The organism is Aquabacter sp. DMC10, from assembly GCF_056314145.1.
Map to the genome: position 1 here is coordinate 437660 of NZ_JBQUYX010000004.1, position 23055 is coordinate 460714.

Sequence of the window (23055 nt, forward strand, 5' to 3'; positions counted from 1 at the left end):
CCCGGCACTCTTGCGGCAGGCGACCTCACATCGATCCATTCGCCCCGGCGGGGCCGGGCGTTTCGCGCCGGACACTGCGCCCCAAAGGTCGGCGGGTCAAGCGTTGCGGGCGGGGCCCAAGGGCTGCGGACCTGATATAGAGGCGCGACGGCGCCCCGGCGGGGCGAATCGCCAGCTTCGGAGACACCCGCAATGAGCCATGAGAGCACCCGCACCGGCCGGGGCATGGTCGCCACCCCCCATCATCTCGCCACGCAGGCGGGCCGGCAGATCCTGTCCGAGGGCGGCAATGCGGTGGAGGCGGCGCTGGCGGCGGCGGCGGCCATCGCGGTGGTCTATCCGCACATGAACCATCTGGGCGGCGACGGCTTCTGGCTCATCCGCGAGCCTTCCGGCCGGGTGCGCTATATCGAGGCTTGCGGCTTTGCCGGCGCCAAGGCCACCATCGCCCATTATCGCGACCTCGGCCATGACGCCATTCCCTTCCGGGGGCCGCTGGCGGCCCTCACCGTGCCCGGCGCCGTGGGCGGCTGGGCACTGGCCCATGAGGCGGCGCGTGCCTTCGGCGGCAAATTGGGCCTCGCCGAAATCCTGGAGCCGGCCATTCGCCATGCCCGCGCCGGCGTGCCGGTGTCGCGCTCGCAGGTGGAATTGACCGCCAGCCGGCGGGCGGAATTGGAGCCGTCCCCCGGCTTTGCCCGCACCTTCCTGCCCGGCGGCAAAGTGCCGGACCTGGGCCAGGTGCTGGTGCAGCCGGGCCTTGCGGAAACGCTGGAGCATCTGGTGGGCGCGGGCCTCGACGATTTCTATCGCGGCGATGTGGGCCGGGAGATCGCCGGCGACCTGGAGCGCATCGGCAGCCCGGTGACCCGCGCGGATCTTGAACGCTACCGGGCGGTGACCCGCGCGCCGCTCCAGGTGAAGCTGAAGGCCGGCACCGTCTATAACGCGCCCCCGCCCACCCAGGGGCTGGCCTCGCTCATCATTCTCGGCCTGTTCGACCGCCTGAATGTCCGGGCGCCGGAGGGCTTCGATCATGTGCATGGCTTGGTGGAGGCCACCAAGCGCGCCTTCCTGGTGCGCGACACCGTGGTGCGCGATCATGATCTCCTCGCCGAGGACGTGACGCGCTATCTCGCCCCCGCCTTCCTCGACCCGGAAGCCGCCCGCATCGACATGAAGCGCGCGCTGCCCTGGCCGCAGCCGGCGGCCCATGGCGACACCATCTGGCTCGGGGCAGCCGATGCCTCGGGGCTGGCGGTGTCCTATATCCAGTCCATCTATTTCGAGTTCGGCTCGGGCTGCGTGCTGCCGGCCACCGGCGTGCTGATGCAGAACCGGGGCGCCTCCTTCTCGCTGGACCCGAAGGCGGTAAATCCGCTCACCCCTGGCCGGCGGCCCTTCCACACCCTCAATCCCGCGCTGGCCGAACTGGCCGACGGGCGGATCATGGCGTATGGCACCATGGGCGGAGAGGGCCAGCCGCAGACGCAGGCCGCCGTCTTCACCCGCCATGTGCTTTTCCGCGAGCCTTTGGGCGAGGCCATCGCCGCGCCGCGCTGGCTGCTGGGGCGGACCTGGGGCTCCAGCCACAACAATCTGCGGCTGGAAAACCGCTTCGATGAGAGCCTGGTGCGCGCCCTCGTCTCCGCCGGCCATGACCTGGAGGTGATCCCGGAGGCCTTCTCCGACACCATGGGCCATGCGGGCGCGGTGATCCTGCATCCCAAGGGGGGCCTGGAAGGCGCCCATGATCCGCGCGCCGATGGCGGGGCGGACGGCATCTGAGGTATCAGCGCCTCAGACCTTCTCGCCGATGCAGAAGGTACGCGCGTCCGGGGTCCAGGAGCCGACCCCGGCCGCGACCAGATTCTTCATCACCCGGCAGACATAGCGCTTCTGGGCCGGCGTGTTGTTGGGGCCCGCATTGTAGCGGGCGAGCGCCATGGTCCAGGTGCCGTGGCGTTTTTTGAGTTCCTGAATGAAGCGGGCCGCCTGTTCCACATTCAGGCGCGGGTCGAAAATCTCCTCGACGGTCCGAAACTCCTGCTTGTGCCAGTAATAATTCACCTGCATGCAGCCGATGTCGATGAGCTGCACGCCCCGCGCCCGCGCCGCATTGAACAGCCGCAGGGCGTCCTGCAGGTTGCTGGAGATGTAATCCTTGCCCTCGATATAGAGCGTGTAGGGCTGGAGAAAGCCGCGATAGCCGCTCTCCGTCAGCCCCACCGCATAGAGGATGGGCAGGGGCACGTTGTACTTCACCGAGGCCCGTTGCAGCTCGCGCTCGCACACATTGGGCGGCCCGCCGGGGGCGGGGCTCGCCGCCGCGGCGGGGCTAGGTCCGCCGCAGGCCAGGGTCGAAGCCAGGATGAATGCCAAGATCAAAGCTTGAATCGAAGCCGGGATCGCGAACGGCGCCGCGTGCCGGCGTCCGGGAGCCTTGGTCGTCATGTCGTCCCTCATTGCGTCCAGATCCCCCCTGGAATCCCCCTTGGAATCCGCCTTGCGAGCGGTCCCCCTGCTGTCCCCGCTGGCCATCCCCCCGGCTGTCGTCGCTGGCGGAGGCGGCGGTGGGGCGCAGGTCCGCCCCCGCGCTCGCGCCGATGGCGCTGGTATCGGGGCCGGACACGTCCATCCGGTCCTCGCTGCAGCCGAATTCCCGCAGGATGCCCGCCAGCTGCGCCTTGTCCTGCTGGAGCAGGGCGGCAGTGCCGGCATCGCTGGCGCGCACCCGCACCTCCAGCCCGTCGGAGGTGAGGCGCAGGCGCACCGTCACCGTGCCGAGGCCCTCGGGGGCGAGCGCGATCTCCATGATGCGCACGGGATCGCCCGGGCGCGGGGCAACGGACAGGTCGACGCCCGCATTGGCCCGCGTCAGGCGGCCCGCCGCCTCGGCGATGGCGCTGGCCACGGCCGCCGTTCCCGGCGTGGCGGCGGAAGCGGCGCCGGAAAGGGCGCCGGTGGCGTCAGGTGCCGTCAGGCCGCCGGTACCCACGCCGGCGCTGGCCGAGGCAAGCGCCGGGGCGCGATGGTCCTCGCGGCCGTCATCCCGTCCCCGTCCATGGGCGTCGGCCTCCCGGCCAGGGATCATGCCTTCCACGGGACGGGTTCCGGGCGCAGGGTCGGCGACAGGGCTGGCCCCAAGCGCAGGGCGGGGCGCGGCGGCAGGCTCGGCGCGCCGCAGCGGGCGGTCGGTCTCCGCCGCGGCGGCGAGCGCCGCGTCCTGCCGTCCGGCGCGATCGGGGCTGTCCGGCAGGGCCTGCACGGCCTGCGCCTGGCCAGCGGTGTCCGCGCGGGGCGGCACCACCTGCGGGCCGGAGCCAGGCCGGTCCACGGCCTGCGGGGTGCTGGCGGCCGGCATGGCGGTGCGCGAGAGGCTCGCGGCGGACGCGCCCCACGGAGCGGACGGGACAGCCGGCCCCGGGGGGCCGGCGGCGGGAGACCCCACCGCCGTGTTCACGCCAGCAGTGGCATCCGCTTGCCCGCCGTCCTGAGGCACGGGCGCAGCTCGGGTGCTGGCGCCGGTGCCGGCGGCGGGGATGTCCCTCGCCGTGGCGATGCTTCCGCCCGAGGCGAGCGAGCGGATGGGCGCAAAATGGGTCTGCACATCGATGACGGTCGCCCGCAAGGCGGGCGCGTCTAGGTCGCCGTTCTCGGCGGCCTGCGGCAGCGCCGGGCCGCCAGCGGCACCCTCGGCCGGCGCTCGCCCAGCCGGATGCGGATCGTCCGACGGACCGGACGCGGCCGGCGGACCGGCGGATGGGGCGGCGACCACCAGGGCGGCCGTGGCCGCCATCTGCGCGGTGCCGGGATTGGCAAGGCCCGCGCTGACGGTGTCCGAGGTGAGACCTTCCTCCCGGAGCGCGGCGGCCTCCCCGTCGGTCGGGACCGCCTTGGCATTGTCCTGATCGGCCTCGGACACGCCGCCCCGCAGCGCCTCGGCGGCGGCGGCAGAGGCCGCCCTGAGCTGGGCGGCAAGGGTGGTCGGCGCGCCGGTGCCGTGAAGGCCGGTGCCCTGGCCAGGTGCGCCGGCGCGCCCGGTGCCCTTCTGGCCGGGCGCGGTCCGGCCCAGCGCCCGATCGATGAGGCGGGCGAGATCGGCGGGACCGTTCGGCTCGCCCAGGGCGTCCGCCATCGCCTCTTCTCTGGCGTCCGCTTTGACGTTCGCTTTGACGTTCCCCTGGGCCGGGTCGGCCGACGCGTCCGTCGCCGGCGCGGCCGCGTGCCCCGAGGAGGGCTCATCCGAAGCCGCGCCGGGGCGGCCCAGTTCAGCCAGAAGGCCGCCGAACGGATTGCCCTCGCCGGGGCGGCGGGCATCGCCCTCGTCCGGCGCGCGGGTGTCATTGGCCGGGGTGGGAATGGTGGCGAAACGGGCGTCCAGCGGCATCATCGGGGGGCCTCCTTCAGCAGGGCGTCCACGGCTTCGATCCGGGCCCGGGCGCCCTTCATGGCGTCCGGTTCTTCCGCCGGGGTGGCGGCAGGCGCGGTGGGGGGCAGGGCCGCGGCGGGCGGGGCCGCCGTCGATACCGCCTGGATGTTCACGCGGGAGGCGTCGCGCACGGTGCGCGCGGCCTCGGTGGCGGCGTCCAGCAGGGCAATGTCGGACGGGTCGAGCCGGCTGCGGTCGACGCCCGCCAAGGTCTTGAGGGCGGCCTCGTGGCCGGTGGCGGAAGCCGCCGCCGCCGCCGCCCCGTAAAGGCGCGCCCGCTCCGCGTCGATGCTGGCGGGCGGAGCAAGGGCGAGGGTGCGCTGGGCGCACAGCGCCGCCGCCGTGGTGCGGCCCTGGGTGAGGGCGGCGCGGGCGATGAGCAGGTAGATGTCCCGCTGCCCCTCGGTCTCGATGGGCTTCAGCATCTCTTCCAGCCGGCCAAACTGGGCGGGATCGTTCACGAACGCCATGCGGGTGAGCGCGGCGGCGAAACGCTGGCGGAAATTGCCCGCATAGATGGAATGGCGGAAGCGGAAGAGATATTGCCGGGTCAGCCGCTCGAAGCGGGTGATGTCATTGCCCTGGCTCTCCACCAGGATCTGGCGGCGCAGGGCGGCTTCCTCCACCAGCGTGCCGGGCAGGAGCAGGCGGGCGAGGTCGAGCAGGCCGGACGCCTTGGACGGGTCCTGCCGCACCACCAGCGCCGCCTGGGCAAGCGCGATCTGGCCGCCCAGCGCATTGGGCAGGGCGCGCGCATCCACCTCGCCGAGAAAGCGCAGGGCCTCCTCGCCGCGCCCTTCCGCATAGGCCAGGATGCCGCGCAGCATGCGGATGTCGCCCGCCGGCGCCGGCTCGCGGTCGATGATCTTGCGCAGCACGCCGGGCGTGCCGCCGCTGAGGAAATAGACCGCCAGCGCGCGCGCATTGCGCTCGTCCTGCCAGATCTCCTGGGGGTAGGAGGCATAGGCGGCATCGATCTGGTTGATGAGGTCCCGCTGGGCGGGCAGCCCCTCGCTGGTGCCGGCGGCGAGCCGGTCCTGCAGGCGCTGGAGGCGGCGGAGCAGGTCCACGGGCCGGGTGTCGCGGGGCGGCGCGGCGGGGGCGCCGTGGCCATCGCCGTGCCCGTCACCATGGCCGTCACCCTGGCTTGGCGCTGCGGCTGCGGTGCTGGCGGGAGCTGAGGCCTCGGCATGGCCATCGGCCTGTGCAGGACCTGGCGCGTCGGAGCCGGCCTCGCCCTCGGCCCCGGTGGCGGATGCATCGCCGGCCGGGTTCTGGTTCTGACCTTGAGCCTGGGCCATTTGCGGCTCCTGGCCGGGCGCGCGCTCGGAAGCGGCCGGAGCGTCAGACGCCGGCGCGGCGGGGAGAGCGGCGCCCGCCGCCTCCTGGTTCGCCGGCGCTGCGGCGGGAGAGGGCACGGGGATTGCGCCGCCCGCCGCGGCGGGCGCGGCGGCGGCCGACGGGAAGACCGCGGCCTGAAGGGCATCCACGGCCCCCAGCGCTGCCGGAGCCGTCGCGGGCGAGGCAGTCTCCGGCGCGGCCAAGGCAGCCCCCGGGACGGACATGGCAGGTCCAGTCGCGGACATGGCGGAGCCGGGCACGGACATGGCGGCGTCAGGCGCGGCAAAGGCGTTCACCGCCCCGTCGAAAGGACCGTCCGTTTGCGGCACGGCCTCCGCCGGCGCGTCCGCTATCACCGCCGGGCCGGGGGCCCGAGCCGGGCGGGGCAGAGGCAGGGGCACGGGGAAGGCGAGTGCCGGGGGCGAAGCCGCCGGGGGGGCGGGCGTCGCGGCCGGCTTTGCGGGAGCGGGCTTTGCGGGAGCGGGTTTTGACGAATCGGGCTTGGCGGATTCGGGTTTGGCAGACGCCGGCGTCGGCGCGTTGGCCGCGGCCTTCGGCTGCTCGCCGGCCGCGCGCATGCCGCCCCACGGGTCCGCTTCCGCGCCGCCCGCCGGATGCGGCGCCAGCGCGAGAACCCAAGCCACCGCCAGCGCGGCCAGCGCCGGGGACAGGAGAGGGCGCCCCGCCGTCATGACGGGCTCCGCAGCAGGATCTCGATGCGCCGGTTCTGGGCGGCGTTGGGATCGGTGGTGTTCTTCAACTCGCGGTCGGCGAGCCCCTCGATCTTCAGCACGCGCTTCTCGTCGAGGCCGCCGCGCACCAGCATGTAATGGGCCATGTGGGCGCGGGCGGTGGACAGGCGCCAATTGTCATAGGTGTCGGAGCGGAACGGGCGGGCATCCGTATGACCGCGGACCACGATCTCGCCGGGGCGCGCGGCCAGGATCTGCGCGATCTTCGCCATCATCCGCACCACCCGCGGATCAGGCACCGCCGAGCCCACGGGGAACATGGAGAAATCCGTGTCGTCGGTCAGATTGACCACCAGCCCTTCCTTGGTGAGGCGCACGTCCACGCGGGGCGCGCCAGGGCCGGTCATGGTGTCCTTGACCGCTTGCTGCACCGCTTGCTGCACCGCCTGAAGCTGGGCCTGGGCCGCGGTCTGGCCGGCGGAACCGCCCTGGCCGCCGCCCGTGCCGGGCACGGGCATGCCGGCCTGAGCGCCAGCGACGCCGGCCTTCTGGGCCGGATCGCTCTTGCCCTGGTCGCCCTTTCCTTGGTCGCCTTTGGCCTGATCGCCGCTGGTCGCGTCGGGCTGGCCGGGGATCTGACGGGCGGCGGCCGCGTCGGGCTTGCCGCCGGGCGAGGGCATGGTGATGCGCGCGGGCTTGCCGCCCTCGTCGGAGCGCGGCTTGCGGCCCTGGCTCATCTGCCAATAGGTCGGGTCGAAGGGATCGCGGACCGTGTCGCCGAACGCATTGCCCTGAGCCCCCACCTCGCCAATGGCGGCGTCGGGGGTGGCGCCCGGGGTGGGCTCGGCATCGCCGGCCAGCTTGTCCAAGAGCGCATAGGGGTCCTGGAACGCAGTGCGCTCCTTGTCGCCCTGCTGGCGGTCGGCGCCGGCGCCGGTCTTCTCACCCACCGTGTTCTTCAGCGACGACTGCTTGTCTCCATTGGACGAGGTGCCCTTGGCGACGGTGTCGTCGGGATCGTTGAGGCCGCTCACGTCGGTGACGGAGGAGGCAAGGTCCACCGGGTTGAAATATTGGGCGATGGCCTTGCGCACATCCTTGTCGGTGACGTTGATGAGCCACATGACGAGGAAGAAGGCCATCATGGCGGTCATGAAGTCCGCATGCGCCACCTTCCAGGCGCTGGAATGGGCCTCGTGCTCGTCGTCCTCGTGACGCTTGATGATGATGATTTCGCCGTGACCTTCCTTGTCGGACATGGCCGTCTCCTCAGTCCGAAAGGCCGGCGAGCCGGTGGCGCCAGGCTTCAAGTTGGGTCTCGATGACCGCGCCGTCGGCTTCCATGCGCACCTCTGCCGTCGCGGCCGGGGTAAAGGTGATGCCGCTCGCCGCGCCGAGGCGGGCGTCGAGGGCGTCGATGAGGTCCTGCGGACCACTGATGCGAATGGCACCCGAGCCCAGTGCCATCTGCTGGCGAACGAGGCTGGCCAGATCCCGCAGCGCGTGCGCGCGGACCTTTTCCTCCACGAACGGCGCGAGGATGGGGGCGAGCGCGTCGGACAACTGCGCGCCGAGGCCGTCCAGGGCGTCCTTGAAGCCGCTGGCCAGACGGTCGGCCTCCTGGAGGGTCCATTCCTCGCGCATGGCTGCGATGCGGGCCTCGAACGCCTGCTGGTCCTCCAGGCGGGCCGCCTCGGCGGCGGCGAGGGCGGCCTGCGCCGCTTCCTCCGCCTCGCGCCGGCCTTCCGTGCGGGCAAAGTCCACGGCGCGGGACAGCTCGTCCTGGGAGAAGCGGGCGTCCTGCCGCGGGCGCTCCGCCACCAGGGCCGAGCGGGCGGGGGCGGGCGCGGGTTTTTCCGCCGGCGCGGCCGGTCGGGCCGTCAGCGCCGGCAGGGGGCCGAAATGGGGCAGGTGGCGGGACAGAGCGTGCATGGATCAGGCCCTCGCTTCCTGGTTCAGCCACTGGCGCAGGATGGCCGCGGCCTGCTCCTCGTCGAAGTCGACGATCTGCTCCAGGCGCTTCTGCGGGTTGCGGTACATCTGGCCGGTGAGGTTCTCGATCAGGTTCAAGGTGGAGCCAGCGATGGGGCCGGTGGGCTCCTCCTCGGCGGCGGGGCCGGCCAGCGCGGGGGCGCCCGGCTGGGCGGCCAGCATGGTGGCCTCGATCTCGCGCGCCTCCAGCTCGGCGATCTCCTGCTCGCGCGGCCGCTCCAGGATGGAGCGCACGGCGGGGCGCAGGCCGAACCAGATCAGGAGGCCGGCGACGATGAGGATGGTGATGGCGTTGATGAGGGTGCCCGCCTGGCGCAGCAGCAGCTCGGTCCAGGGCAGCGCGGGCACCGCGTCCATGTCGCGGCCGCCATTGGCGAAGGCCACCGCCGCCACCTTCAGCTTGTCGCCGCGCTCCTTGTCGAAGCCGGCGGCGGAGGCGACCAGCTGCTCCACCTCGTAGATCTGCTGCTCCACCGGGATGACCTCCCCGCCTTGGGGATTGGCGGCGGTCAGCCGGTCCTTGTTGAGCAGCACCGCGATGGACAGGTTCTGCACCGCATAGGCGTCGCGCACGGTCTGCACGGTGCGCGAGGAAATCTCGAAATTGGTCAGCTCCTCGCGGCGCTGGCTGTTCTCGTTGGAATCATTGCCGGCATCGGGAGGCGTCTGGGCGTTGGGGATGTTCTGCTGCACCGAGGCGTTGGGCTGCTTGGTGCGGTTCTGGGACTGGCCCTGCTCCTTCACCGCGCGCACCGAGCGCTCCACCTTGGAGGCGGGGTCGAAGACGGTCTCGTTGGTGGTCACCTTGTCGGTGTTGAGGCGCGAGGACACCGACACCTCGAAATTGCCGAGGCCGAGATAGGGAATGAGGGTGCGGCGGATCTTCTCCTCGGTCTCCCGGTTCACCTGGCTTTGCAGCATCGCCTTCTTGCCGGCGGAGGCATTGGCGCCGTCCTCGCTGGAGCCGAGCACCGCACCCTCGGTGTTGAGCACGGTGACATTGTCGAGCTTCATGCCGGGAATGGCGGCGGCCACCAGGTGGCGGATGGCGGCGGCGGTGGAGCTGTCGTCGGCATTCTCGGTGCGGATGACCACCGAGGCCGAGGCGCCCTGCTGGTCGCGCCGGAACGAGCCGCGGTCGGGCAGGACGATATGCACCCGCGCCGCCTTGATGCCCTTCATGGTCTGGATGGTGCGGGCGATCTCGCCTTCCAGGGCGCGCACCCGCGTGACTTCCTGCATGAAGGAGGTCAGGCCGAACGAGCGCATGTCGTTGAACAGCTCGTAGCCGGTGTTGGCGCTCTGGGGCAGGCCCTTGACGGCCAGCAGCATGCGGGCGCGGGCGGTGTCGGAATGGGCGACGAGGACGGAGGTGCCGTCCGCATTCACGTCGAAGGAGATGCCGGCGTCCTTCAGCGCGCCGCCGATGCGCCCCACATCCTCGCGATTGAGGTTGGCATAGAGCGTCTCGCGCTCCGGCTGGCTGAGGAAATAGGCGCCAAGGGCGATGGCGGCCACCACGGTGGCGCCGATCAGGCCCAGCGCAATCAGGCGGCGGGCGCCCAGATTGCGGAGATTGGCAAGGATGGCTTCAAGCTGCATGCGGCCGATCATCGGCGGGTCACTCGCGATTGCGGCCCGTCCCCGCACGCGCTGGCGCTACGGGAAGGGAACGGGGACATTCGGGTCCGGCACGCACGGTTCCTTGCGGATCCGCGCTCATGTGCCTTGGCGCAATCTCGGCAGGCAACCTTGCCTGGGCGTTGCAGGGGCCTTGAAACACAAAAGCCACGCTCCGAGGGGGACGGAGCGTGGCCAGTTGGCCGCAGGAGAGCGGCTGACCCAACAGGACTCAAGAGAAAAGGTAGTCAAGAAGATGCCCGCCCCGGCGTCGGCCGGGACGGGCTTTTTTCACCGATCAACGGAACAGCGTCATCACGTTCTGCGTGGAGTTGTTCGCGATCGACAGCGACTGCACCGCCAGCTGCTGCTGCGTCTGGAGCGCCTTCAGCTTGGTGGATTCCTCTTCCATGTTGGCATCGACCAGAGAGCCGATGGACGACGTGTTGAGGTCGATCAGGCTCTGGGCGAAGGTCTGCTGAGACCCAAGCCGGGTGGAAGTGGTGCCGAGCGTGGTGGCGCCGTTCTGCAGCTGCTGCATGGTGGCGTCGACAACCTTCACGTAGGCCTGGATCTTCGCCAGGTCCGCAGTCGTGTTGCCCAGGGTGGACACGTCGAACTGCGCGATCGATTCGGTGCCCGCCGTGGCGGTACCGCCGATCTTGAACTTGGTGTCCATGAAGCCCTTCAGGCTGCCGGCCGCGGTATCCACGGCGACGGTGGCGCCGCCCGAGACATTGGCCGCGGTGGCAACAGCGGTGACCGCCTTGTCGATGGTCGTGCTGGTGCCAGTGGAGGTGCCGGCAGTGGCGGCGTCATAGATGGCGAAGGCGCCGGTGTCGATGGAGGTCGAGCCAACGGTCACCGTGCTGCCGGTCCGGGAGAAGGAGGACAGCAGGTTCTTGGTGGCATTGAAGCCAGTGGCGCTCGAATCCGCCGACAGCCAGTTGCTGCCGTTCATCACCGTGTTGTTGGCAGTGGTCTTGATCTCGCTCACATAGGAGGAGATTTCCGTCTGCAGCTTGGCACGGTCGACGTTCGGAGACAGGGCCGCGGTGAGATTGTTCTTGATCTTGGACAGCGAGGAGATCACGGCGTTCACGCCGCTGCTTGCCGCATCCACCGAGTTCTTGTCCAGGCTCATGGCATCCTTCACCGCGCCGAGCGCCCCGTTGTCGGAGGTAAGCGTGGTGGCGATGGACCAATAAGCCGCGCCATCGGAAGCGGAGTTGATGCGCTTGCCGGTGGAGACATGATTGTTGGTGGTGTCGAGCGTGCTGTTGATCGTCCGCAGAGTCTGCAGGGCGACCATCGCGGAAGTATTGGTGATCATGCTGGTCATGATGAATGTCCCTCGTTCGAGAAAGTGACGTTTGTCAGGGACATGCCGGACTTACACCGGCATGGCAGGGCGGCGTCATGCCTTTGTCGGCCGTCCCTTGCGGGGTGCGGCACGCTGCCCTTTCGAGCAGCCAACCTGCCATGGATGCGACCTTGACCGGTCAAGCTTGCGCGAGGCTTGCGCGGCCGGCGGGGGGCGGATGGGCCTCCCCAAGCAAACGCCGCCCGCCGGAGGTCCGGGGGCGGCGTCGGGACGGGAAAAGGGGGGAAGCCTTACATGAAGGAGCGCACCAGCCCGCTCACCAGGAGGTTCCAGCCGTCGATGAGGATGAAGAACAAGATCTTGAACGGCAGGGCGATCACCGCAGGCGGCATCATCATCATGCCCATGGACATGACGAGGGTCGCCACCACCATGTCGATGATGAGGAAGGGTAGCACGATCAGGAAGCCGATCTCGAAGCCCCGCCGCAATTCCGAAATCATGAAGGCGGGGATGAGCACGCGCATCTCCACCTTCTCGGCGGGCGCCCCCGGGTCGGCGGGCGCGGCCGGTGCGGGGCCGGCCCGGCCGTCCTTGGCGCCGGGCGTCTTCAGCGCGGCGGACATATCGGCGAACAGGCGCAGGTCCTTGTCGCGCACCTGGGTGAGCATGAAGTCACGGAAGGGATCGGCGATCCGCTCCACCGCCTCCTGCTCGGTGATCTCACCGGCGGTGAGCGGGCGCAACCCGTTCTGCCAGGCCCGGTCGAAGGTGGGACCCATGACATAGAAGGTCATGAACAGCGACAGGCTCACCAGCACCAGGTTCGCCGGCGTCGTCTGCAGGCCGAGGCCCGAGCGCAGGAAGGAGAAGGCGATGACGAAGCGGGTGAAGCTCGTCATCATGATGAGCAGGCCCGGCGCCACCGACAGCACGGTGAGCAGGCCCAGCATCTGGATGATGCGCCCGGAGGTGGACCCGTCGCCCGCCGGGATGAACTGGTCGAGGCTCGGCATCTGGGCCGCGGCGGGGCCTGCGGCGGCCAGAAGCAGGCCGGCGGCGAGCGCGGCGAGGAGGAGAAGGCCCGTTCCGGCGCGCGGCGTCCGCCCGGCGCAGCGCGCAGCGGCGCGGGTCATCATTGAACCACCATGGTTTCGAGGATCAGTTCCTTGACCTTGCCCTGGGAGCGCACCGACGCGCGCTCGTTGAGATCCTCGCGCAAGTGCTGGAGCGCGCTCGGCCCTTCCAGCTGGCTGAGCGTGAGCGTGCGCATATAGGCCATGATGTCCTCGCGCACCTCCGAGGCGGTGACGGCCGGGTTGGGGAGCGCGCCGTTCTTGTAGACGAGCGTGCCTTCAAGCCGGACGAAGGTGCTGGAGGGGGCGGCGAGGTTCACCACCACGGGCTTGAGTCCCTGGGAGCCCAGGTCGCCCTCGAATTTCAGGGGCTTTTCCTCTTTCTTGGGCGGCTCGGCGGCGATCCGCGCCTCCACTACATGCTCCACCGTGCCGGCCATCTTGTAGCCGAGCCCACCGCCGCCGGCGCCCGCCAGCACTGTGAGGATGATGAGGGCAATGAGGGCACCGCCCCCCTTCTTGGGGGCTGCGCCTTCCGCCTGGGGTTTGGACGCCTTGTCCTTGTCCTTGGCCATGTCGCGCCCCCCTCAGAACGGCACGACGAGGTCGTAGATGCGCTGGCCCCAGGCGGGCTGCTGCACGTCCATGGACCGCCCGCGCCCGCCATAGGAGATGCGCGCCTCGGCGATCTTGTCATAGGCGATGATGTTGTTGGCCGACACGTCCAGCGGATTGACGATGCCGCCGATGTTGAGGACGCGCACCTCGTAATTCACCAGGATCTCCTGCGAGCCGGAAATCACCAGATTGCCGTTCGGCAGCACCTCGGTGACCACCACCGCGATGGACAGGCGCAGCTTCTCGGACCGGTCGATGGTGCCCTTGCCCTTGGTGCTGGTGTCGGAATTGATGTCCAGATTGCCCGACAGCGAACCCGCATTGGCGCCCTTGCCGAAGCCGCTCATGTCGAGGCCGGCATCCACCCCGAGGCCGGTCTTGGCCTTGCGGGAGCGGTCGGTGGCATTGTCGAACTGGGCCTTGTCGTCGATGGCGATGGACACGCGGATCACGTCGCCCACCTTGGAGGCCCGCAGGTCGCGATACATGCTCTGGGTGTTGGCCAGGTCGTAGGTGGAGCGGAAGGTCTTCTGCTCCGGCTTCTGGAATGCCACCGGCACCGGCTGGCGGGTGGTATCGAGGCCGTTGCCCACCGGGGTCAGCGCTGGGCCAAAGGCGAGGCTGTCATAGGTGGTCTGGCAGCCCCCGAGCGCGAGCGCGAGGGGGAGGGCGGCGGCAAGCAGGGCAGTGGGGCGCATCAGCTGGCCCTCCCATCGAGGGTCCGGCGGGAAATGCCCACCATGGTGGTTGTCAGGCGCGCGGCGCGGGCGGGTTCCATCTCATTGAGAATGGCGCTGGCGACGCGGGGCGAAAGCTTGGCCAGGACCGCGGCGGCGGCATCCTCGCTCATGGCGGTCAGCTGGGCGGCGGCGGCGTCGGGGCGCATCTGGGACATGACCTGGACCAGGGCCTCGTCCGCCTTCTTGAGAAAGGCTTCCCGGCGCTGCAGCCACTCCTGATATTCGGCGCGCTTGGCCTCCAGCTGGGCGATGCGTTCCTGGATCTGCTTCTCCATGGCCGCCAGCGCTTCCTTCTGGCGCACGAAGCGCGCATCGGCGGCGGCATTGATGATGGAGCTGCAATATTGGAGCGCGTTCTCATTGTCCGGCGCACCGACGGCCACCGGCGTCGCCGGAGGCAGCGCCGGGGCTTCGCCCTGCGTGGAATAGGCGGCGGGAATGGCAATGCCGGCGGCGGACGCCGCGGTGGCGGGGCCAGCTGTCGCTCCGGCGGTCTTGGCCGGGACGGGCGCCGGGCGGGCGGCAGCACCTGCGGCGGCGGCCGCCTGCACGGCTTGCGCGGCCTGCTGCGCCTGGATGATCTGCTGGGCCTGGACCGCCTGCTGGGCCTGAATCACCTGCTGGGTCTGCACCGGAACCGCCTGAACCGGAACGGTCTGGACGGGAACCGCCGCTGCGGGCGCCGGCTGGGCGGGAGCGGCCTGCGCCGCCGGCGCGCCCGAGGGCTGCAAGGTCATGGGCGAGACCCGGGTGGGGGCCGCAACCGTCGCGGCGGGGGCCGACTGGGCCCACGCGGGGGCCGCAGGAAGCCCCAGTCCGGCCAGCGCGCAGACGACGGCGAGGCCAAGCAGGGGAGGCCGGCGGACGGCGAGGGCACGCAGGCGAGGCGCACGCCGCGCGGTCAAGGCCAGCGACCCGACGGCTGCGGCGGCGATCACGGGGGCGTCTTGCATCAGAGCGCCCGGGAGGGACGAGAACATGTCCGGCAGGGACGAGGGCATGGGCCGACTTCCTATCGAAGGCGCGTGGGCGCCCTCATGGCGCCCTGCGTCTTCTGGGGTTCTAGGAAGCTTGCCTTGCGTGACGCTGTCCCCCGCCGTCGGCGCCGGACACGCGCACGCGCGAAAGGGCGCGCCCCGCAGGACGCGCCCTCACACTCCTTCCCGGCGCCGGCCGGGCTATTGGAACACCAGCTCCGCCTGCAAGGCCCCCGAGGTCTTCACCGCCTGGAGGATGGAGATGATGTCGGACGGTTTCAGCCCGAAGCGGTTCAGCCCGTTCACCAGCGTCTGGAGATTGGTGCCGTTCACGATGCCGATGGGGCCACCCGTTTCCTGCGCCGTGATCTCCGTGCGCGGCACCACCACCGTCTCGCCATTGGAGAAGGGCGCCGGCTGGGACACCACCGGCATCTCGGTCACCTGCACCGTGAGATTGCCCTGGGTCACCGCGAAGGTGGAAATCTGCACGTTGCGGCCGATGACCACCGTGCCCGTGCGCTGGTCCACCACCACCTTGGCCGGGGTGTCGGGATCGACCCTGAGGTCGCCCAGTTCGGCGATGAAGCGGGCCGGATTGGCATTGGGCGGGCGCTGCACCACCACGGTGGACAGATCCCGCTCGCGGGCCAGCTCCCGGCCATAGCGCGCCTTGGTATAGGCGTTGACCACGTCGGCGATCATGGCGGCGGTCTTGAAATCGGGATTGGTCAGTTCGATGGTCAGTTCGCCCAGATCCCGCAACTGGCCGGGCAGCTGGCGTTCCACCAGAGCGCCATTGGCGATGCGCCCGGCGGTGGGCACGCCCTGGCTGAGCGTCTCGGCCTGGCCGGTGATCTGGATGCCGGAGACGAGCTGGCCCTGGGCGACCGCATAGACCTGGCCGTCGGCGGCGTTCAGCGGGGTGATGAGCAGCGTCCCCCCGCGCAGCGAGGTGGCATCGCCCAGCGAGGCGATGGTTACGTCGATGCGCGTGCCCACGGTGGCGAAGGGCGGCAGGTTGGCGGTCACGGCCACCGCCGCCACGTTGCGGGCGCGCAGCGCGATGCCCTTCACATTGATGCCCATGCGATCGAGCATGGCCTGCAGCGCCTGCTCGGTGAAAGGCGAATTGCGCAGCGTGTCGCCGGTGCCCTGGAGGCCGATCACCAGGCCGTAGCCGACCAGCTGATTCTCGCGCACGCCCTGGATGCCGGAAATGTCCTTGATGCGGGTGAGGGCGCGCGCGGGGGCGACGGCCGCCACCACGGCGAGGACCGCAAGGGCCAGGCCCGCCAGGCGGAAAAGGAGAGGGCGGGCGCTCATTGGATGGTCACGCGCACGGAGCCGTCGGACTGCACCGTGCCAAGAATGGTCTGGCCGCTTTCCATGTTCTTGAGGCGGATGACCGACCCGACCGATCCCGATTCCAGCGGCGTGGCATAGCCGGAAATGGTGAGGCCGCCTTCCTGGAGGCGGACCCGCGTCGCCACCCCCTTGGTGACAACCTGAACGTCCGCGACCGCATTCATCGGCACCGGCACGCCGGCCAGCACGGTGCGGCGCACCGCCTTGCCGATGAGCGCCCCGCGCCCGCCCACGATGCCGCCGCGCTCCAGTGTCGCCACCGGAATGGCGCGGTCGGTCAGCACGGCCTCGGTGATGACATCGCCGGCATAAAGCGTGACGGCCGGGACCGGCACGAGGATGGTGTTGGGCGCCAGGGGTGCGGGCGCCGCCGCCTGGACGGGCGGGGCGGCCGGCGCCGGTGCGGGGGGGGCGGCATTGGCGTCGGCGGCGCGGGCGGCGAGGCTGGAAATGGACTGCGCGCCCGCCGGGGCGGCAAGCCCCAGGACGCACGCAAGCCCGATCGCGCCGAGCCGGCCGAGGGCCGGTGCGCGGCCCGCGCCGCGGCGCGCCCAAGACGGCCGGCGGTCTGCCCGTTGCCGATCCTTCATCGACGGGTGGTTCATCACCGGATTCCCTTGGAGACGGTGCTGGCCATCTCGTCGGCGGCGGTGATGACCTTGGAATTCATCTCATAGGCGCGCTGGGCGGAGATCAGCTCGGTGATTTCCTTCACCGGGTCCACGTTGGAGCCTTCCAGATAGCCCTGCACCACCGAGCCGAAGCCCACGTCGCCGGCCACGCCCACCACCGGCTGGCCGGAGGCCTCGGTCTCCCGATAGAGGTTGTTGCCGAGCGGGTGGAGGCCGGAATCATTGGCGAAATTGGTCAGCGTCAGCTGGCCCACCAGTTGCGGCGCCTGCTGACCCGGGATCTGGGCATAAAGCTGGCCGGTCTCGTTGATGACGATGGAAGTGGCATTGGCCGGCAAGGTCATGGCCGGGTCCACCGTATAGCCGTCCACAGTCACCAGCTGGCCGTTGGGCCCCTTGTTGAAGGTGCCAGAGCGCGTATAGAGCGTCTCGCCCGAGGGGCTGGTGATCTGGAACCAGCCGCGCCCGTTGATGGCGAGGTCGAGCGGGTTGCCGGTCTGCGCCAGCGGACCCTGAAGATGCAGGTTGCGGATGCCCACGGTGCGCACGCCGAGGCCCACCAGCGCGCCTTCCGGGACCGGGCCGGCGCCGTCCTTGTTGGGCACGCCCTGGGCGCGCTCGGCCTGGTAGAGCAGGTCGGTGAACTCGGCACGGGCGCGCTTGAAGCCGGTGGTGTTGATGTTGGCGATGTTGTTGGCGATCACCTCAACATTGGTCTGCTGGGCGGCCATGCCGGTGGCGGCGATTGCAAGGGCTCTCATAATCTATCCTCAGATCGCCATCCGGCTGATTTCCTGGTAGGCGGCGACAACCTTGTCGCGCACCGCGATGGCCGTCTGCAGCGTCTGCTCCGCATTCATGATGGCCTCCACCACCTGCTGGACCGAGGCCTTGCCGCCGATGCCGGAAATGGCCGTGGCCTCGCCGGTGCGGACCGAATCCACCGCGTCGGAGGACATGCGCGCCAGCATGGTGGAGAAGTCCGCCGCCGAGGCCGCCGAGGCCGCCGCCACGTCGGGGCCGCTGGCCTGGGTCGTGGTGCGCACCTGTGAGAGGGTCCCGGTGCGCGAGAGGGAGGAGGAGAAGGAGATGCCGTCGATCATCACGGGTTCCTCAGGAGATCGATGGTAGCCATCACCATCGAGCGGGTTTGCTTGATCATCTGGAGGTTGGCCTCATAGGAGCGGCCCGCCTCGCGCATATCGGCCATTTCCACCATGGCGTTGACGTTGGAGATCTTGACCCGGCCCTGGGCATCGGCGGCCGGGTTGCCGGGGTCGAGCTCAGTCGAGAAGGGGGTGGGGTCCACACCCACGCGCTTGATCTTCACCGACGCCGCGCCCGAGGCCCGGTCCAACTCGGCGGCGAATTGGACGGTCTTGCGGGCATAGGGATCGGCGCCGGGGCTCGAGCCCGTGGAATGCACGTTGGCCAGGTTCTCCGCGGTGATGCGCAGGCGCGTGGACTGCGCCTGGAGGCCGGAACTGGCAACGCCGATGGCGGTCTGCAGCGGATCGATCATGATTTCACACTCGCCAGGACCATCCGGTGGAAGCTTCGGACGATGCTCGTGTTGAGGGAGAAGGTGCGGTTGACCTCGGACGCCTTCAGCATTTCCTGCTCCAGGCTCACCGAATTGCCGCTGTGATTGACGTCCCAGGCCTCGTCCTTGCCCACTTTGGTGACCGGGTCGCGGCCGCCGGCGGGCTCGATATGGCCGGAGCGGGTGCGGGCCATATCCAAATGGGTCTTGTCCAGGATGGCGTTGAAGGGCACCACGTCCACGGCCTTGTAGCCGGGGGTATTGGCATTGGCGATGTTGCCGGTGATGGCCGCCTGCCGCACCGAGGCCCAACGGGCCTGCTGCGATGCCAGCTTGAACAGATAAAGCGGTTCCACGGTCGCCTCCCGGATGAGCTGGCGGAAAAAAGGACCTCCAGCCTGGGTGTGGCCAGCCTCTCCGAGGAACCTTGCACGAAGCTTGAGCGCCGGGGGCGCCCCCCGGCTCAGTCGTGCCGGGCGGCGGCGAGGGCGTCGGCGAAGCGGGCAAGGTTGGCCGGCCCGTCCTTGATCCCGTCGCGATAGAGCACGCTGTCGATCTGCACGCCCACGGTCTTCGCGTCGAACACGATCTTGAAGAAGGAGGACAGGGCGTCCTGATGGAATTCCATGTCGATGGTCACCACCGGCGCCGTCCCCCAGTCCGTATGGGTGGTGGCATTCCTGGCATAGCGCAGCGCGCCGGGCTTCAAGGACAGCTCGGCGGAGGATTCCATGATGTCGTCGATGAGATTGGTCTTGCCGGCATGGATATAGGCCATCAGCACGCCGGCATTGGTATAGACGAGCTCGGACAGCAGCGGCCGCAGGGCGGTCGCCAGCAGCCGCTCATAGGTCATCGCCTCGACCGGGGGCAGGGCGCGGACGTTCAACAGATTACGAGCGCTGCTTTGGTCCATTGGAGGCCTTTGAATAGATGAAGTATAGAATCTTGGCGACCGGACGATAGAATTCAGCCGGAATCCACTGGTCCACCTGCACCGCGTCGTACATGGCCCGGGCCAGCGCCCGGTCCTCGACCACCGGCACGCCATTGCTCTCCGCGATCTCGCGGATTTTTAGCGCCACCAGGTCCAGCCCCTTGGCCACCACCAGCGGCGCGCCCCCCTTCTGGCGGTCGTACTGGAGCGCGATGGCATAATGGGTGGGGTTGGCGATCACCACCGAGGCGCGTGGCACATTGGTCAGCATGCGCTGGCGCGCGCGCTGCTGGGCCAGCGAGCGCATGCGCGCCTTCACCATGGGATCGCCTTCGGCCTGCTTGAACTCGTCCTTCAATTCCTGGTGCGACATGCGCAGGTCCGTGCGCCATTTCAGGCGCGCCCAGACCAGGTCCGCGCCCACCAGGGCGATGGTGCCGATGCACACCGCCGACACCAGCTTGGTGGACAGGGCGAGCACCACGCTCGGCACCAGCAGGGGGTCGGCGAACATCGCGTTCACCACCTGGTATTCCTGCGAATACAGGAGGATGAGGCTCACTACGGCGACGACCAGCAGCTTGAACATCTGCTTGCCGAACTCGATGTGCCCCTGCGGTCCGAAAATCCGCGTGAAGCCCCCGGTGGGCGAGACCCGGTTCCATTGCGGCTTGACGCGCTCCAGCACCATGGAGGGCACGTTCTGGAACATGGTGGCGGCCATGCCGGCCACCCCCAGCAGCACCACGATGGGCAGGAGGAAGCGCCAGGCCGCGCCGAGCGCGAGCCACAGCACTTCCACCGCATCCGCGCCCGTATCGAGCCGGAAGCCGCCGGGATTGTCGATGAAATGAGCCAATTGCTCCGTGAGCCGTGCGGTCGGGCCGGTGGTGAAGAAGATGAGGCACAGGAGGATGGCAATCAGCGAGGCGAACAGGCTCGCTTCGCGGGAGAAGGGCACATTGCCTTTCTCGACCGCGTCAGCGATTTTCTTCTCGCTCGCCTCTTCTGTTTTGCTTTCCTTGTCTTCGTCCGACATGGTCTCGTTTCGTGCATTGGCAGAAAAGGCGCAGGCCCGGCAGGCCGTCTGGATGGTCTCTTGCCGCTCAGGGCGTCAGGGCCGCGCGGGGCGCGGCCTATCGCACATAGGCATCGTCCTCCGAGCCCGAGTTCAGCTCGATCTCGCCCCGTCCCGCCATGTCGAGGGCCAGGTCGGTGACGGTGCGCCGCGCCTCGGCCACGTCGCGGGCCGCCGCCGGCTCGCCGCCGCCCAGCTCCTGCTCCACCATGCGCCGCACGCGGGCGCCCAGCGATTGCAGGATGATCTCGCGGAAGCCCATTTCCGTGCCCTTCAGGGCGAGCACCAGCTTGTCGGTGGGCACCTGGTCGAACAGCGACGTGCGCGCACGCGGCGTGAGCTTGATGATGTCCTCGAAGGTGAAGAGCAGGCCCTTGAGGATTTCGGCCGACTTCGGCCGGGTGCTGGCCAGCGAGTTCAGTACCGTCTCCATGTCGTCGCGCTCCATCTTGTTGATGATGTCGGCCATGCGGGCATGGGGATCGGCGCCGGCATTGCGCGCGAAGTTCATCATGAAGTCCTCGTGCACGGTCTTCTCGATGACCTGCATGCTGGAATCCACGATGGGCTTGAAGGTGAGCATGCGGCGCATGATGCCGTTGCGCCGCGCCTCGGGAATGTAGCTCAACACCTTGGCGGCGCAGGCCGGCTTCACGCGCGAGAGCATGAGCGCGGCCACCTGGGGGTGTTCCTTCATGATGTAGGTGGCGAGCGTATTCTCGGCCACCGTGGAGATGCGGTCCCAGATGGAATGGTTCGCCGAGCCCAGGAGCTCGTTCATGATCTCCTGGATCTGCTCGGGCGGGAGCACGCCGGTGAGCAGGCGTTCCACGTCGGCCGCCGTGCCGACGAGATTGGCGCCGGTGGCGAAATTGTTGGCGAAGTCCTCGATCAGGTCGTCGATCTGGCTCGTCGAGATGGGCTTCAGCTCGGCGATGGAACGCGTGACGCGGCGGATCTCGTCCTGGTCGAAATGCTTCATCACCCGGCCCGCCGCCGGCGAGCCCATGGTCATGAGGAGAGCGGCCACCTTGTCGGTGCCGCTCAGCGGACGGCTCTTGGCGGGGACCTGGGCCATGGCGAGGGCGCTCACGCGGGCTCAGGGCCGCCGGGGCCGACGATCTCGGTCAGCGAGACGCCGAACCGAGAATTGTCGTCTTCCACCACCATCACCTCGCCCCGGGCGATGACGCGGCCATTGACGACGATGTCCACCGGCTCGCCCACCCGGTGGTCGAGGGGAACGATGGCGCCGCGGCCGAGCTTCAGCAGGCTGGAGACCGGCATGGAGGCCGAGCCCAGCACCACCTGCATGAGCACGGGGATGCGCATGACGCTGTCGAGGCCGCGCGGGCTGGACAGCGTCTCGTTCTCAGGTCCTGCGGCGCGGACCTCGGAGGTCTCGCTGGTGTCGAATTCGTCGATGGGCATGTTGGGCATGGAAAATCCCTGACAGATCTGGAGGAGAAGGGATCAGGAGGCGCGCCGCTCGTCCCGCCCGGCGGGGGCGGCGCGCTTGTCGATCTCGCCGATCAGGGCGTGGGCGTCGTCGATGCGCCCGGCCAGCAGAACCAGCACTTCGCGCCCGTCCATGTTGAGCGTGGTCAGGGCGTCGCGCGCCGCGGAGAGCGCCTGGGCGGTGTCGTTGAGCGCGATCTCATATTCGCGGTTCAACTCGTCCAGTCGGCCGAGGCGGCGATAGACCATGACGATGAGGCCGGTGGTGGCGACGAGCACACCCATCAGCAGCAGGTCAGCGGGGGAGAATGTCATTGATGAACTCCTGAGCGGGATCGATCTGTTCGTCGATGCGCAGCACATAGGACCCCTCGGCTTGGCCGAGATTGCACCAGAACAGGGGCTGTTCGGCGCTCTCCAGCTTCACGCGGCTGCGGGGCGTGGCCTGGAGCTTGATGACTTGTCCCACCTTGAAGTCGGCGACCTCGCCGAGCGGCAGCGGGCGTTCTTCCAGGATGGCGCGCACCTTCACCGCGGTGCGATTGACCTCGCCCCGGATCTGCTGCGCCCATTTGGGATCGCGCCCGGTGGATTCAGCCGGCGTGGTGCGCGAGAGCACCTGGCGCAGCGGGGTGAGCGCCGATTGCGGGATGATGACGAACATCTCGCCGCCGCGATTGAGCGCCTGGAGCAGGAATTTCGCGGTGATCGCCATGTTGTTGCGGCGGCCGATCACGGCGAAGTCCATGCGCGTTTCCTGGCGCTCGAACTGGAACGTGGTGTCGCTGACCAGGCCGAAGGAGGCGCGCAGCGCCTTCGCCATCTGCTCGAACAGCAATTGGGCGACGCGGGCCTCGATGTTGGAGAAGCTGCGCTCGTCCTCCACCGGCGGCTCGGAGCCGTCGGAGCCGAACAGCACCTCCATCATGGTGAAGACGAAGTCGCGGTCGAAGCCGACGATGAGCTGGCTGTCCCAGGAGGGGGCATGGAAGATGCCCGCCACCGCCGTACCTTCGTACATCTCCAGCACGTCGCCCATGCGCCCGTTCTCCACGCTGGAGAGTGAGTAATAGGCCTGCGAGGACGCGAAGTGCCGCAGCCCGTCGGCACAGGAGGTGGCGAGGCGGTCGAACACCACGTGCAGCATGGGCAGCCGGTCCAGCGAGAGGCCGGCCGCGTCCAGCAGCATGTCCCGGATGTCGGCGTGTTTTTGTCCAGCATTCATGG

The 23055-nt window shown here is 69.4% G+C and carries 24 protein-coding genes; 1 reads left to right on the top strand and 23 read right to left on the bottom strand.

The annotated features are described in order from the left end of the window. The first annotated feature begins 192 nt into the window (after positions 1 to 192). On the top strand, positions 193 to 1788 hold the full coding sequence (locus tag ACT54L_RS13585) for a gamma-glutamyltransferase family protein (protein WP_476086116.1): 1596 nt from the start codon (positions 193 to 195) through the stop codon (positions 1786 to 1788). Positions 1789 to 1800: 12 nt separating this feature from the next. Here the strand turns inward: ACT54L_RS13585 and ACT54L_RS13590 are convergent, their stop codons facing one another. The 23 genes from ACT54L_RS13590 to ACT54L_RS13700 form a co-directional block, all read right to left on the bottom strand. Further along, positions 1801 to 2382, bottom strand: coding sequence for a lytic transglycosylase domain-containing protein (locus tag ACT54L_RS13590; RefSeq protein WP_476086117.1), 582 nt, complete (start codon positions 2380 to 2382; stop codon positions 1801 to 1803). Next, positions 2339 to 4393 (bottom strand): flagellar hook-length control protein FliK, encoded by a 2055-nt coding sequence (gene fliK, locus ACT54L_RS13595; RefSeq protein ID WP_476086118.1) that lies wholly within the window; start codon positions 4391 to 4393, stop codon positions 2339 to 2341. The genes ACT54L_RS13590 and fliK overlap by 44 nt, the downstream gene beginning before the upstream one ends. Then, on the bottom strand, positions 4390 to 6102 hold the full coding sequence (locus ACT54L_RS13600; RefSeq protein ID WP_476086119.1) for a chemotaxis protein MotC: 1713 nt from the start codon (positions 6100 to 6102) through the stop codon (positions 4390 to 4392). Before ACT54L_RS13600 ends, fliK begins: the two co-directional genes overlap by 4 nt. A 359-nt stretch (positions 6103 to 6461) precedes the next feature. Further along, positions 6462 to 7724: a MotB family protein gene (locus ACT54L_RS13605; protein WP_476086120.1), complete on the bottom strand. Its 1263-nt coding sequence runs from the start codon at positions 7722 to 7724 to the stop codon at positions 6462 to 6464. A 10-nt stretch (positions 7725 to 7734) separates the two neighbouring features. Continuing rightward, complete coding sequence (locus ACT54L_RS13610) at positions 7735 to 8397, bottom strand: hypothetical protein (protein WP_476086121.1); 663 nt, start codon at positions 8395 to 8397, stop codon at positions 7735 to 7737. Positions 8398 to 8400: 3 nt separating this feature from the next. Further along, the gene (gene fliF / locus ACT54L_RS13615; RefSeq protein WP_476086122.1) at positions 8401 to 10071 is read right to left on the bottom strand and encodes a flagellar basal-body MS-ring/collar protein FliF; all 1671 of its coding nucleotides are present in this window, start codon (positions 10069 to 10071) and stop codon (positions 8401 to 8403) included. 304 nt (positions 10072 to 10375) lie between these two features. Beyond that, positions 10376 to 11419 carry a flagellin N-terminal helical domain-containing protein gene (locus tag ACT54L_RS13620; RefSeq protein ID WP_476086123.1) on the bottom strand — a complete coding sequence of 348 codons (1044 nt, stop codon included), beginning with the start codon at positions 11417 to 11419 and terminating at the stop codon, positions 10376 to 10378. Between the two features lie 272 nt (positions 11420 to 11691). After that, complete coding sequence (locus tag ACT54L_RS13625) at positions 11692 to 12537, bottom strand: EscR/YscR/HrcR family type III secretion system export apparatus protein (protein ID WP_476086124.1); 846 nt, start codon at positions 12535 to 12537, stop codon at positions 11692 to 11694. Further along, positions 12537 to 13052: a flagellar basal body-associated FliL family protein gene (locus ACT54L_RS13630; protein ID WP_476086125.1), complete on the bottom strand. Its 516-nt coding sequence runs from the start codon at positions 13050 to 13052 to the stop codon at positions 12537 to 12539. The genes ACT54L_RS13625 and ACT54L_RS13630 overlap by 1 nt, the downstream gene beginning before the upstream one ends. A 12-nt stretch (positions 13053 to 13064) precedes the next feature. Next, the gene (locus ACT54L_RS13635) at positions 13065 to 13793 is read right to left on the bottom strand and encodes a flagellar basal body L-ring protein FlgH (RefSeq protein ID WP_476086126.1); all 729 of its coding nucleotides are present in this window, start codon (positions 13791 to 13793) and stop codon (positions 13065 to 13067) included. Further along, on the bottom strand, positions 13793 to 14788 hold the full coding sequence (locus ACT54L_RS13640) for a MotE family protein (RefSeq protein WP_476086127.1): 996 nt from the start codon (positions 14786 to 14788) through the stop codon (positions 13793 to 13795). The genes ACT54L_RS13635 and ACT54L_RS13640 overlap by 1 nt, the downstream gene beginning before the upstream one ends. Positions 14789 to 15013: 225 nt before the next feature. Further along, on the bottom strand, positions 15014 to 16138 hold the full coding sequence (flgI, locus tag ACT54L_RS13645; RefSeq protein ID WP_476086128.1) for a flagellar basal body P-ring protein FlgI: 1125 nt from the start codon (positions 16136 to 16138) through the stop codon (positions 15014 to 15016). After that, positions 16135 to 16785, bottom strand: a complete 651-nt coding sequence (flgA, locus tag ACT54L_RS13650; RefSeq protein ID WP_476086129.1) for a flagellar basal body P-ring formation chaperone FlgA — start codon at positions 16783 to 16785, stop codon at positions 16135 to 16137. Before flgA ends, flgI begins: the two co-directional genes overlap by 4 nt. Then, positions 16785 to 17573, bottom strand: a complete 789-nt coding sequence (flgG, locus tag ACT54L_RS13655; protein WP_476086130.1) for a flagellar basal-body rod protein FlgG — start codon at positions 17571 to 17573, stop codon at positions 16785 to 16787. Before flgG ends, flgA begins: the two co-directional genes overlap by 1 nt. Positions 17574 to 17582: 9 nt before the next feature. Continuing rightward, positions 17583 to 17915 (bottom strand): flagellar hook-basal body complex protein FliE, encoded by a 333-nt coding sequence (fliE, locus tag ACT54L_RS13660; RefSeq protein WP_476086131.1) that lies wholly within the window; start codon positions 17913 to 17915, stop codon positions 17583 to 17585. Then, positions 17915 to 18331: a flagellar basal body rod protein FlgC gene (gene flgC, locus ACT54L_RS13665; RefSeq protein ID WP_476086347.1), complete on the bottom strand. Its 417-nt coding sequence runs from the start codon at positions 18329 to 18331 to the stop codon at positions 17915 to 17917. Before flgC ends, fliE begins: the two co-directional genes overlap by 1 nt. Continuing rightward, on the bottom strand, positions 18331 to 18711 hold the full coding sequence (gene flgB, locus ACT54L_RS13670; protein ID WP_476086132.1) for a flagellar basal body rod protein FlgB: 381 nt from the start codon (positions 18709 to 18711) through the stop codon (positions 18331 to 18333). Before flgB ends, flgC begins: the two co-directional genes overlap by 1 nt. Positions 18712 to 18818: 107 nt before the next feature. Beyond that, positions 18819 to 19271 carry a hypothetical protein gene (locus tag ACT54L_RS13675; RefSeq protein ID WP_476086133.1) on the bottom strand — a complete coding sequence of 151 codons (453 nt, stop codon included), beginning with the start codon at positions 19269 to 19271 and terminating at the stop codon, positions 18819 to 18821. Further along, a complete protein-coding gene (locus ACT54L_RS13680) occupies positions 19249 to 20331 on the bottom strand; it encodes an EscU/YscU/HrcU family type III secretion system export apparatus switch protein (RefSeq protein ID WP_476086135.1) in 1083 nt (360 codons plus the stop codon). The genes ACT54L_RS13675 and ACT54L_RS13680 overlap by 23 nt, the downstream gene beginning before the upstream one ends. A gap of 97 nt (positions 20332 to 20428) precedes the next feature. After that, positions 20429 to 21448, bottom strand: coding sequence for a flagellar motor switch protein FliG (locus ACT54L_RS13685; protein WP_476086348.1), 1020 nt, complete (start codon positions 21446 to 21448; stop codon positions 20429 to 20431). An 11-nt stretch (positions 21449 to 21459) separates the two neighbouring features. Continuing rightward, positions 21460 to 21810 carry a flagellar motor switch protein FliN gene (gene fliN, locus ACT54L_RS13690; RefSeq protein WP_476086137.1) on the bottom strand — a complete coding sequence of 117 codons (351 nt, stop codon included), beginning with the start codon at positions 21808 to 21810 and terminating at the stop codon, positions 21460 to 21462. Positions 21811 to 21843: 33 nt separating this feature from the next. Next, a complete protein-coding gene (locus ACT54L_RS13695) occupies positions 21844 to 22143 on the bottom strand; it encodes a hypothetical protein (protein WP_476086139.1) in 300 nt (99 codons plus the stop codon). Then, the gene (locus ACT54L_RS13700; RefSeq protein WP_476086141.1) at positions 22124 to 23053 is read right to left on the bottom strand and encodes a flagellar motor switch protein FliM; all 930 of its coding nucleotides are present in this window, start codon (positions 23051 to 23053) and stop codon (positions 22124 to 22126) included. The genes ACT54L_RS13695 and ACT54L_RS13700 overlap by 20 nt, the downstream gene beginning before the upstream one ends. Positions 23054 to 23055 lie beyond the last annotated feature (2 nt).